This is a genomic window from Moraxella bovis (assembly GCF_025985205.1).
Classification (GTDB): Bacteria; Pseudomonadota; Gammaproteobacteria; order Pseudomonadales; family Moraxellaceae; genus Moraxella; species Moraxella bovis.
Genome location: NZ_CP087840.1, coordinates 242,897 through 255,157, shown reverse-complemented (window position 1 = coordinate 255,157; position 12,261 = coordinate 242,897). Strand labels below are relative to the sequence as shown.

Sequence of the window (12,261 nt, the reverse complement as noted above, 5' to 3'; positions counted from 1 at the left end):
GGCATATTTGACTTTGATGATGTTTATTTTTCAAAACATCAAAAGAATTTGATTATTATGATGCCAAACACTAAAAATACCAATGCCCACCCACAATAATGATATAATGCCCTTTTTATGATACCCAACAAAATAGGCAATCATGACCCACCATTTAACCAAATTCGAGCAAACCCAAACGCCCATCACCCTACACATCACCGCCCTAACCCATGACGGACGTGGCATCGCAACCTATGACGACACGCATGGCGACAAATCGGGCAAAAAAGTCTTCATAAGCCACGCCCTGCCCACTGAGACGGTAACGGTACATCTTACCAAATCCAAAAAAAGCTATGATGAAGCCGACTGCTCGGGCGTGCTAACCCCAAGCCCTCACCGCACCGCTCCCATTTGTCCGCATTTTGGGGTGTGTGGCGGTTGCACCCTGCAACATTTTGACGTGGACGAGCAGATTCGGCACAAACAGTCTGTCCTACAAAACCACCTTACCAAATCAGGCATTACCCCTGCCACGTGGCTACCGCCAATCGTGGGCGACAGAACGCATTATCGCACCAAAGCTCGTCTGGGCGTGCGTTATCTACCCAAGACAGGCAGGCTCATTGTGGGCTTTCGTGAGCGGGCAAGCAATTTTTTGACAGACATTGACACTTGTCCGATTTTGGATCAGCGTGTGGGCGATAAATTAGATGACTTAAAACGCCTTTTAAAAACGCTAAAAGTCAAGGAAAGTATTACCCACCTAGAAATTGCTGTGGGCGAGAATGCAGGCAAAGAAGTGGGCGATTTGCCAAGCGTGGCTCTTATCGTCCGCCACACCAAGCCAATCAACAAAGCTGACACCGCCAAACTTATCCATTTTGGCAAATTGGTAAATTGGCAAATCTATTTACAGCTCAAAGGGGTAGATAGCATTTATCGCATTGACAGCACCGACAAGGCGATACTACCCATGAGCCACACCACACCCCCGACAGGCGGACTGTTTTATCATTTGCCTGAATTTAATTTGACCTTACAAAGTAGCCCTACAGACTTTACGCAGGTTAATTTATCCGTCAATCGGCAAATGGTAAATCTCGCCTGTCGGCTCCTTGATTTAAAACAAGGCGAGCGGGTGCTGGATTTGTTTTGTGGGCTGGGTAACTTTTCGCTGACTCTTGCCAAATGCGTGGGAGATACGGGCAAAGTCATTGGCGTGGAGGGTGGTCGTGATATGGTCATGCGTGCTAAGATGAATGCCAAAGACAATGGACTTACCAACACCGAATTTTTTACCCAAAACTTGACCCAAGATTTTTCAGGCGAACCGTGGGTAGGACAGGTGGATGCCCTACTCATCGACCCGCCACGCACAGGGGCGTGGGAGGTTATGGATTATCTGGGGCGATTTAACGCCCGCCGTATCGTCTATGTCTCATGCGACCCTGCCACGCTCGCCCGAGATAGCGTCCGCCTTGCCGAGCAGGGCTATCGGGTGACTCATGCAGGGGTCATGGATATGTTTTGTCATACGGGGCATGTTGAGAGTATTGTGCGGTTTGAAAAGGAGGTCTAAACCCATTAAAATAACAAACCCATCATCTATCAGATGATGGGTTTTGGATGTGGTACATGCTAATTATTTGCTTAGCTTTTGGCTAATCTCACGCAGTAGCAATACTTCTTCTGATGGTTCGGCAGGAGCTTCTGGCTCTGCTTCGGCTTGTCTACGCATTTTGTTCATGCCTTTGATTAGCATAAATACAATGAACGCCAAAATGATAAAGTGGCTCTGGTTCAAAAAGTATGCTACAAAGAAAACCGTTCGTGGTGAGCTTGGGAAACCTAACGGTTTTCCTACCCGTAGGCATAGCTCAGGGCGAACGGAAAACCTAGTTTGACATACTTTTTAGACTACTACCAGAATATTTAAATAATGACATCATTTTTGTCAATTAAGCATCCTTTTTGCGACCAAAACGCTTACGGTCATTTTCGGTCAGATACTTTTTGCGGATACGAATAGATTTTGGCGTAACTTCCACAAGCTCATCATCTTCAATAAATTCAAGTGCCTGCTCCAAGCTGTACTCCAACGCAGGGGTCAAAATAATGGCATCGTCCGAACCTGACGCACGGATATTGGTGAGCTGTTTGGCTTTGGTTGGGTTTACCACCATGTCATCACCACGAGAGTTGATACCCACAATCATGCCTTCATAGACTTCAAGCTGTGGTTTGGCAAACAGTCGCCCACGCTCCTGCAAGCTAAACAAAGCATAACCTAGGCAAGTACCTGTTACCATAGAAATCAGCACACCATTTTGACGTTTGGCAACCGCACCCTCTTTCATCTCACCATAATGGCTAAAACTTGATGTCATGATACCTGTACCAGATGTCATGGTCAAGAACTCCGAGCGAAAACCGATAAGCCCACGAGATGGCACGGTCGCCTCGATACGGATACGACCTTTACCATCCACCTCCATGTTGGTCAGTTCGCCTTTGCGGTTGCCCATCTGTTCCATGACCGCCCCTTGATGTTGCTCTTCTACATCAAAAGTTACGTTCTCGTACGGCTCACACATCACGCCATCAATCTCTTTGATGATAACCTCCGGACGAGACACGCCAAGCTCAAAGCCCTCACGTCTCATGTTCTCAATCAAGACAGATAAATGTAGCTCACCACGACCCGACACCTTAAAGCGGTCTGGGCTGTCGGTATCCTCAACACGCAAGGCAACGTTGTGAATCAACTCACGGTCTAGGCGTTCACGAATGTTACGAGACGTGACAAATTTACCCTCACGCCCTGCAAATGGGCTGTCATTGACTTGGAACGTCATCGATACAGTCGGTTCATCTACTGACAATGCCGGCAAAGCCTCGACTTCTTTGGGGTCGCAAATGGTGTCCGAGATGTTAAGATTGTCAATACCTGTCACGCAGACGATGTCGCCAGCTTGGGCAGACTCCACGTCCACACGTTCAAGTCCATGATAACCCATGATTTTTAGGATACGACCGTTACGCTTGTTGCCGTCTTTATCCACGACCACCACAGGCGTGTTGGTCTTGATAGAGCCACGTTGAATACGCCCCACACCAATCACACCCACAAAGCTGTTATAGTCAAGGCTTGAAATTTGCATTTGGAATGCACCGTCCACGTCCACTTTTGGTGGTTCAACGATGTCCACAATGATCTCAAACAATGGTGTCATGTCAGGAGCAAGCTCATCAGGCGACAGCCCTGCAATGCCGTTAATGCCTGAGGCATAAACGATGGGAAAATCAAGCTGTTCGTCTGTACCGCCTAGATTATCAAACAAATCAAACACTTGGTCGATCACCCAATCGGCACGGGCAGCAGGTTTATCAATTTTGTTGATAATCACAATCGGCTTTAAACCACGGGCAAACGCCTTTTGGGTAACAAAGCGAGTCTGTGGCATGGGGCCTTCTTGGCTATCTACAAGCAGTAGCACACAGTCCACCATAGATAACACACGCTCCACCTCACCACCAAAGTCGGCGTGTCCGGGGGTGTCCACGATGTTAATGCGGTATTCGGTGTTGGTGCGTTTGTCCATCCATTTGATGGCGGTGTTTTTGGCAAGAATGGTAATACCACGCTCACTTTCTAGGGCGTTTGAGTCCATGACTCGTTCAATCTCGCCCGCTCGCTCGCCCAAGGCGCCTGATTGTTGTAAAAGTTTATCAACCAAGGTTGTTTTACCGTGGTCAACGTGGGCAATAATGGCAATATTGCGTAGATGTTGGATATTGTTTGACATAAAATCTCAAAATTTTAAATAAAAATAGGGGTGCAGATTAAGAACTTACACAAAAGCTGTCTATTATAGCATGGATTTGACCAATAATAATATAAAATGCCAAGTTTTAGAAAATAAAAAACCACCCAAATTACTTTGGATGGTTTTTGAATAATCAGAAGATTATTTGGTTTCTACAACGTTAGTTACCTTGTTACCTTGGATAACTGCATAAACACGGCGGTTAAGTGCTTTGTTTTCAGCAGTGTCGTTAGGTGCTACAGGACGGTCAAAGCCATAACCTACCGCAGAGATACGGTTAGGAGCGATACCGAACTCGTTAGATAGCATAGACTTCACAGCGTTTGCACGAGCTTCAGATAGGCGTTGGTTGTACTTAGCACTTGAACGCTTGCTGTCTTTAGAAGCGTGACCTTCGATGGCAGCAGTTGCGTTCGGGAACTCACGCATCTTGTCAGCAACTTTAGCAACCTCTTCACGGAACTGTGGTTTGATGTTTGACTTGTCACGGTCAAAGAATACACGAAGTTCCATGCGTAGGTCTTCTTGTACCGCAGTCTCAACTGGGCAACCATTAGCATCAACCACAACGTTGCGTGGAGTATTTGGGCATAGGTCTAGATGGTCAGCAACACCATCACCATCACTGTCGATGAACTGCTCTTCAACAACTTGTACTTGTACAGGTTGAACCACTGGCTCATGAATAGGTGCCACAGGTACGGTAGGTGCCAAACGACCACCTAGAGTCACTTCAAGACCTGCTAGGGCTTGACCTTCCCACCATGCGTTGTCAAAGTTGTGAACGGCACGAGCTTCGCCACGTAGAGCTAGAGCGTCGTTGATTAGGTAACGAGCACCTAGACCTAGGTTACCGATGGTGTCTTTTGACTCAGATACTTCTATGCCAGCTGGAGTACCATCACGAAGTTGTTCACGGCTTTCTACTTTATATTTAGCTTGACCTGCACCGATAAGCACATAAGGCTTGAACTTATTGTTAGTGTAGCCTGAGAATTGCTCAGTGCCGATTAGGAAGTTACCAGAGATGATTTCTTCTTTGGCATCAAATACGTTTCTAGGATGAGCATTGGCAGAAGCTTTTGAAGCTCTCGCATCAGTATCAGTTACGCCATATTCTACTTGGAATTGAGTAGATGGGGTAAGTTCCACACCTAGGGCTACGCCAGTATACAGGTCACTTTCAAGAGCAACACCATTTTGCTCACCTGCTTTATTAGGATTAAAGTCTACACCTTCAACCTTGAAAATCTCACGTTGCTTTTTGTGAGCTTCGTCTTGATATTGGTAACCAACTAGTGGGGTTACAGTCACGCCAGCAGATGCGACGGTAGCAGTAGCGGTAACCAATGCCAAAGCGATTTTATTAAGTTTCATAAATTCCTCCAAAGGATGGTTTTGATAAAGTCAAACACACTTAGACTATCACTGTCTATTCTAACATTAAGCGGAAATATTTTTCAATACAAATTACAAAAATAATTCAGCTTTCTGACAGATGGAGATAGCTTAACGGCAAAATAAGAATTTGACAACCTTTTTTTGATAAAAAATACAGTTTATTACATAAAAGTTGCCAACTTTTACAATAAAATAGGGGTTTTTAGCGATAAATGGCAATAACGATTAATCAGAGAATGCTTGTCTCATGTTTTTTACCGCTTTATCCAGCCCCACAAACACGCTATCAGCAATGATACTATGCCCGATGTTTAATTCATGAATGCCGTCAATTTGGGCAATGGGGGCGACATTATCCACTGTCAGTCCATGTCCTGCGTTTACCAAAAAGCTCGGGTGTTTAGACAAAGCAAATGCTACGCCTTTTTTGACACGGTCTAGCTCATGGGCGATTTTGTCTTGGTTATTTTCAAGGCAACGCTCGGCATACGCCCCTGTGTGAATCTCAATGGCATCTGCCCCAAGCTCTATCGCTCTGTCAATCTGGGCGGTATCAGGGTCTATAAAAAGCGATACTTTGATACCGACATTTTGTAAGTCTTTGATAAAGCTAGGTAATTTGTCATTATTCATGACATCAAGCCCGCCTTCGGTCGTCACCTCTTGGCGTTTTTCGGGGACAAGACACACCCACTGGGGGCGAACATCGCAGGCAATGGCAAGCATCTCGTCCGTTACCGCCATTTCTAGGTTCATCGGAATACCAATCGCTTTTTTCATGGCATAGACGTCAGCGTCCTTGATATGACGGCGGTCTTCACGCAAATGCAGGGTAATGCCGTCCGCCCCTGCTTGCTCACACACCACCGCCCCTTTGACAGGACACGGATAATCCACGCCACGAGCGTTACGGAGTGTGGCAATGTGGTCAATATTGACACCAAGTCGGGGAGTTTTCATGGTTTTTCCTTAATATGTCGCATGTATTAGGGCTTGCTATTGTTAAGGTTTGCCATCTACTGGCATGGTCGGCTCTTGGCTGTTGTCAAAAAGCGTTTGCTCAAGCTCGGGCAGTGCCGTTTTCATGAGACTACCGACATACATCTGTGGCTGTGATGGCGTAAAACCCATGAGTGCTTCTAGCTCGCCCACCCGCTTTTTGGTGTAGGCGTAGGCATTATCAAAAGTGTTTTTATCGCCACGCAAGCCTTCGGCAAAAAACGCCCGCCCAAAATAACTCAAATCGGCGTTATAACTACACCCAAAAGACGCTCTATCGGCAGCCGATGCGGTGATGATGAGCGTGGTCGGTGATGCCAAACTCTCAATAAACGCACCCGAGTAGCACGATGAGACGACAATCACCCGCCAACGAATGCCCGATGCGTCAAGCGTCTCTTTGAGCCACACAGGGTCAATGTCGTCCAAATCCAGTGGCGGATTATCCAGCACCAAATCCCCCAAAATCTGACCGCTCTCATCCACCGCCCCGTGTGAGCTTAACGTTAAAAACAGCACGTCTTCATCGGCATTCATCTGTTTGCCGATGGTTTGGAGCGTCTCGTGAATACTGGTCTTAGTGGCGATGGGGTCAGACTGCCATGTGTTTGGGTTATTGATGAGTGCAATTGATTTGCCCTTTGTGCCAAAACGCACATCAAACAGCTGTTTTGCCTGCTCTATCTCATTGGTAAAGACATCCAACTCGCTATATCCTGCCACACCCATAAAGTACCAGTCGGTCTCGCCCGTCTCAGACTTTTCAATGTTCGCCAAATGGTCTGCCAAAATCATCGGCTGGGCATAAAAGGCAGTCTCGCTGATGGTCGGGTTTTGGTTTTTTACCTTAAAAATGGGTTGGTCTGCCACGTTTTTTTGCCACACCACCAACAGGGCAATCGCCCCTATCATCATGATGACTCGCTCCCACCACTGCCAGTGCAAACGCTTGGCGAAAATCAACAGTAGTGCCGCCGTCTGCCACACAAACAGTGCCACGAACAAATCGGGCAAAATGCGATACATCCAATTTGGTAGCCAGTTTTGCAAGCTCAAAAACTGCATGCCACTTTGCACCAAAATCAGTAGCGTATCTGCCACTAGCCACAAAATCACAGGCACAAACAGCAGTGAGTAGTTAAGCGTACGCTTGGCAAGCAAAATCCCTGCAATGAGCATGATGGTCGGCCAAATCAAGTAGCTAATCAGCCCCTGCTCGTTAAAGTCGCTACCAAAATTTGCCGTCAGCCACGCCAATAAGATATTGACCGCCAACGCCAACAGAGCAAACAGAGCAAACTGCCCAAACGTGGGCTTGACCCAATTAAAGGCACGCACCGACCCCACCAACATCCACAAGGCAGCGACGATGTTGGCGGCAAAGTTTAGAGAAAATCTTGGTAGGGATTGGATTTTTAGGGATTCTAGTGACAAATGGCGACTCTTTATCAGGTGTAAAACAAAAGGTTAAATTGGCTTATTTTCGCAAAAATTTACGGTTGTGGCAAGTGGTTTTATAAAAATTTGGTGCATGGCTGTTTGTAAATACTAAGATTATTGATGTCTACTTATTAAATTAACTTCATCTATTTTTAAGAAAAAGTGATGTTTATCTAGGGCGTGCCTGCCATTGATAACATTTTTATAAAATAAGATGAAAGTTTGACAATTTCAATTGATTTTTGCATGAAAAATGGCTAAATCTACCCCACTCTCAACTAACACACCACAACAAGCAGGGTGCTTGAAATAAAAACAACATAGCCCAATCCAATGTTTCACCACAAAACAGTCGAGGAGTAGGCTATGTCGTATGATGATTTTATCATTGTTGTCTATCTTTTGGTAGAGGCTTTGTATCAAAATATTGTAACCAAACCTCTAAGAAGCAAAGGCTTTTTGCCTGCCTTGTCTGACACAGAAATCATCACCATGGAGCTTGTGGGTGAAAGTTTAGGTTTTGACACTGACAAGGAGATTTGGGCTTACTTTAAAAACTGCTATCAACACTATTTCCCCAAATTAGGCTCATACCCAAACTTTGCCAAACACTGTGCCAACTTGGTTTGGGTTAAAGACAAAATGATGAAGGTACTTGGCTCTTTGTGTATTCTTGACAATCAAGACAGCCGTCCCACTAAGCCTTATTTGATTGACAGCTTTCCTTTGCCTGTCTGTGTCTATCAAAGAGCAAAAAGACACAAATCTTTTAAGGGGGTTGGGAGCTTTGGTTATTGTGCCAGTAAGAGCGAACACTACTTTGGGTTTAAAGCCCATTTACTCACAAACCAAGACGGTCAAGTGATTGCTTACACATTAACACCTGCCAATACAGATGACAGACAGGTAGTGTTTGAGTTGACACAGTCCTTGCAAGGAGGGCAAGCCAGTTTGGTCTTTGGGGATAAGGGTTATTTATCCAAAGCATTACAAGAGGAACTTGCTAAGTTGGGGGTTGATCTACAAACACCTCTTAGGGATAATATGAAAGAGGATAGAGGTCAAGGTTTTGTGTCTTATCTTAAACGAACAAGAAAAACCATTGAAACCGTCATCTCTCAATTATCACAAAGATTTAATGTTCAAACCACCAAGGCAAGAGACTTGTGGCATCTGTCCAACCGTTTTATTAGAAAACTCTTAGCTCACAGTCTTTGTGTACAAATCAACAAACAACTTGGCAATCCACCCTTAAGGTTTGAGATGATTTTAAGTTGAGAGTGGGGTTAAATCTTGTTTTTCATCGTAAATACCAAAGGCAGGCACGCCCTAAAACCATAAATTTTTTGTGGATTTTTAAAAAACTTAACCGCCAAAGCGGATAAATATGTTAGAATATTACCCCTATTTTGGTTTGTGTTGATTGGTTGGCACTGGGGCATTTTCCCTTTGTCCAAATTTATCAATAAATACGCCATTAACCAAGAGTGGATTTACACCTTTCTACCTTTAACACCTTTTATAAAAGAGATGACATGGTCAGTATCTACCTGCTCATTCCACTAAGTCTTATGTTGTTCGTTGTGGCGATTTGGGCGATTGTGTATGCGGTCAAATCCAACCAGTTTGAAGACTTGGACAACGCCCCCGACCAAATCATCTTAGACGACCGTCAAGCCCGACGTGACACCCTAAATCACGCTCGCCAGGCAAACCAAAATAACCAACACCACAAGGATAACGCATGAGTATCGCTCTATTAGTACCCGCCCTTGCCATGGGCTTTTTGGGGTCGCCACACTGCATGGGCATGTGTGGGGGCATTGTGACTGCTTTTGGCATTTCGATGAAAAACCTAAGCCCCCAAAAGCGTGGAATGCTTATCGCAACCTATCATACAGGACGTTTGATGAGCTATATGGCTCTTGGGCTCATTGCCACTCTCATTGGCGAGAGCGTGCTTGCTCCGCTCATGACCGATAACGCCCTGCCCCGTATCGTGCTGGGTCTGGCGATTGTGTTTGCCGCCCTACTCATGCTTGGCGTGCCATTTTTAAATCGCCTTGAAAAAGTGGGACTGGGTCTGTGGAATCGCCTTGCCCCTGTCCGCCAGAAGGTACTGCCCATGGACAGCTTGCCTAAGGCTTTGGGAGCGGGTCTGCTGTGGGGGCTACTTCCCTGCGGTCTGGTCTATGGGGCACTGGTCATGGCGATGAGTGTGGCGGCGGCAGGGCATGAACCCATCATGGGCGTGCTGTTCATGCTCGCCTTTGGGGTTGGTACGTTGCCCATGCTTATCATGACGGGGGCGGCACTGTCATGGCTACAACAGAAGGTTAAAGCCTTTAACCTGCGTAAATTTAGTGGAGCTGTTATGCTCATCTCGGGACTGTCTGTCATGCTCTCGCCCACCATCATGCATCTCATGCACGGTCATCATCATGGCGGGCATGGCAATCATGGTCATGCACACGGTGAACACCACCACGAACACAATCATCAAATGAGCCAAGACACTCATGCAGGGCATAAACATCATCATGACCATGGGCATCAGCACAGCCATGACCATCATCATTAAATACCATCATCAAAGCCCCGTCATGGGGCTTTGATATGATTGGGCGGATGTTTCTATGGACACGCAAAGCCAACCCCCAAAACCTATGGCAAATATCAAATTCATTGGGCGTACAACAAACCACATCCCATTATCAATCACTACTTATTCTCATTACCAACCTTTTTAACCTGAAAAATTTTTGATTTTATGATAAAATAATGAAAAATTTTAACCCAAAACCGCCATGCTAGAAATCCGCCATTTGCAAATGCTCTCTGCCCTTGACCGTCTCGGTTCGCTTGCCATGACTGCCGATGAGCTTAATTTGACCGCATCCGCCATTTCTCATCAATTAAAAGAACTAGAAAGCTATTATGACATTACGCTGGTCAATCGCCGTACTCGCCCTGTAACCTTTACGCCAGCAGGTCGCTTGGTTTTGCAGCTTGCCGATAATGTCCTACCGCAAGTCGCTCGCACCAAAGCCGACATAAGGCGTTTGGCACACGGACAAGCAGGGCAACTAAGACTGGCAAGCGAGTGCCATAGCTGTTTTGATTGGCTCATGCCGATTTTAAATGTCTATCGTAACGAGTATAGCGATGTGGAGTTGGATTTTGCCTCTGGCTTTGAACCCGAACCACACCAAATGCTCCTAGACGGCGACATTGACCTACTCATCACGGCAAGCGATTTGCCGATAGACGGTATCCATTATGAGCCACTGTTTACCTACGAAAGTCGCCTTGTGATGTCACCCACGCACCGCTTGGCAAGCCATAGCGTGATAACTCCTACCGACCTAGCGGACGAGACACTCATCACCTATCCTGTGGAGCAGACTCGCCTTGATGTCATTGCCAAATTTTTAGAGCCAAATAGCGTTACCCCCAAACATATTCGCACGACCGAGCTTACCGCCATGCTCATTCAGCTGGTGGCAAGCGAGCGGGGTGTATCGGCACTGCCCGACTGGGTGGCGAGCGAATATGAGAAAAAAGGCTGGGTGGTAACACGTCCGCTCGGGGCGGGGGTGCATTGTCAGCTGTATGCAGGGGTGCGTGCAAGTAGTATGGATATGGCGTATGTGAAGGGGTTTTTGGGGTTACTTGAAGGGATTAAAAAGCAGTAATCGGACAGTAAAACCTTGCAGTCACGCTTTGGGCGTGTTATGCTAATCTTACTGACCCCTAGGCGACCATTAGGAGCTGTCATGACCATCACTAGCCTGTCCGAGCTTAATCTTAATCATCGCTATACTTATGCCGATTATTTGACATGGCAACTAAAAGAAAAAATTGAACTCATCAAAGGCAAAATCATCGCCATGAGTCTTGCCCCTACTCGCTTTCATCAAGACATTGCATGGAATCTAAGCCGTGTGCTTGGTGATTATTTTGACAAACAGCCGTGTCGGGTTTATTTTGCCCCTTTTGATGTACGGCTAACAGGCGATAGCCCCGAGATTGAGACGGTGGTTCAGCCTGATTTGTGTGTGGTGTGTGATTTGTCAAAACTGGATGATAAAAGGGTGTGTGGGAGCCCCTGATTTGGTTGTGGAAATTCTATCGCCAAGCAACTCAAAAAAAGAGATGAGCATAAAATTTGATCTATATCAAGAAGCAGGTGTGCGTGAATATTGGATAGTGGACAGCAAAGCACGCACGATTTTGATTTATGTGTTAAAAGATGGCAGTTATGTGGGCGAACGTCTTTATGTACAAGGCGAGAACCAAGTCGCCCATTCGGTTATTTTTGATGGATTGGCGTTTAATGTGGATAAGGTATTTGATTTATCCTAGGCAGTTTTTATTTTATTTTGCCTTGTCAAATAAAATCTTTCTATTTTAATCTTGCCACATTTAGCCCCATCAAACTTAACCCTGTCAAACCACGCCTAAAAATAGGACAACCATCATTTACCCTATTTACCCCACCCCACCCACAACAAATTTTTATTGCAAAATCCTACCCATTTCACTTAAAATAATCAATTTGCCTTTATAAAATGGGGATTGCCCCCATAAACATAAATTCATCACATCT

At 45.8% G+C, this 12,261-nt stretch carries 11 protein-coding genes and 1 pseudogene; 7 read left to right on the top strand and 5 right to left on the bottom strand.

What is annotated here, in order from left to right; all coding sequences use genetic code 11:
* The first annotated feature begins 142 nt into the window (after positions 1-142).
* Positions 143-1,564, top strand: coding sequence for a 23S rRNA (uracil(1939)-C(5))-methyltransferase RlmD (rlmD, locus tag LP107_RS01210; protein ID WP_078273011.1), 1,422 nt, complete (start codon positions 143-145; stop codon positions 1,562-1,564).
* A 63-nt stretch (positions 1,565-1,627) separates the two neighbouring features.
* Here rlmD and LP107_RS01205 read toward each other — a convergent pair.
* From LP107_RS01205 to LP107_RS01185, 5 genes and pseudogenes are all read right to left on the bottom strand, one after another.
* Positions 1,628-1,804, bottom strand: a pseudogene (locus LP107_RS01205) (MscL family protein); the annotation flags it as partial.
* 139 nt (positions 1,805-1,943) lie between these two features.
* Entirely contained in the window at positions 1,944-3,791 is a 1,848-nt protein-coding gene (typA, locus tag LP107_RS01200; RefSeq protein ID WP_112741741.1) for a translational GTPase TypA, read from the bottom strand.
* Between the two features lie 162 nt (positions 3,792-3,953).
* Positions 3,954-5,189 (bottom strand): OmpA family protein, encoded by a 1,236-nt coding sequence (locus LP107_RS01195; RefSeq protein WP_264676007.1) that lies wholly within the window; start codon positions 5,187-5,189, stop codon positions 3,954-3,956.
* A 249-nt stretch (positions 5,190-5,438) separates the two neighbouring features.
* Positions 5,439-6,173, bottom strand: a complete 735-nt coding sequence (locus LP107_RS01190) for a pyridoxine 5'-phosphate synthase (RefSeq protein WP_264676008.1) — start codon at positions 6,171-6,173, stop codon at positions 5,439-5,441.
* A gap of 42 nt (positions 6,174-6,215) precedes the next feature.
* On the bottom strand, positions 6,216-7,646 hold the full coding sequence (locus tag LP107_RS01185; protein ID WP_264676009.1) for a C13 family peptidase: 1,431 nt from the start codon (positions 7,644-7,646) through the stop codon (positions 6,216-6,218).
* Between the two features lie 372 nt (positions 7,647-8,018).
* On the opposite strand from LP107_RS01185, the gene LP107_RS01180 reads away from it, so the two are divergent.
* From LP107_RS01180 to LP107_RS01155, 6 genes are all read left to right on the top strand, one after another.
* Complete coding sequence (locus LP107_RS01180) at positions 8,019-8,930, top strand: IS982 family transposase (RefSeq protein WP_078275357.1); 912 nt, start codon at positions 8,019-8,021, stop codon at positions 8,928-8,930.
* Positions 8,931-9,187: 257 nt separating this feature from the next.
* Positions 9,188-9,400: a cbb3-type cytochrome oxidase assembly protein CcoS gene (gene ccoS, locus LP107_RS01175; protein WP_036387736.1), complete on the top strand. Its 213-nt coding sequence runs from the start codon at positions 9,188-9,190 to the stop codon at positions 9,398-9,400.
* The gene (locus tag LP107_RS01170) at positions 9,397-10,233 is read left to right on the top strand and encodes a sulfite exporter TauE/SafE family protein (RefSeq protein ID WP_078273005.1); all 837 of its coding nucleotides are present in this window, start codon (positions 9,397-9,399) and stop codon (positions 10,231-10,233) included. The genes ccoS and LP107_RS01170 overlap by 4 nt, the downstream gene beginning before the upstream one ends.
* A 226-nt stretch (positions 10,234-10,459) precedes the next feature.
* The gene (locus LP107_RS01165) at positions 10,460-11,347 is read left to right on the top strand and encodes a LysR family transcriptional regulator (RefSeq protein ID WP_078273004.1); all 888 of its coding nucleotides are present in this window, start codon (positions 10,460-10,462) and stop codon (positions 11,345-11,347) included.
* 81 nt (positions 11,348-11,428) lie between these two features.
* On the top strand, positions 11,429-11,764 hold the full coding sequence (locus LP107_RS01160) for a Uma2 family endonuclease (RefSeq protein WP_208624060.1): 336 nt from the start codon (positions 11,429-11,431) through the stop codon (positions 11,762-11,764).
* Positions 11,751-12,017, top strand: coding sequence for a Uma2 family endonuclease (locus LP107_RS01155; RefSeq protein ID WP_208624059.1), 267 nt, complete (start codon positions 11,751-11,753; stop codon positions 12,015-12,017). Before LP107_RS01160 ends, LP107_RS01155 begins: the two co-directional genes overlap by 14 nt.
* The last annotated feature ends 244 nt before the right edge of the window (positions 12,018-12,261 follow it).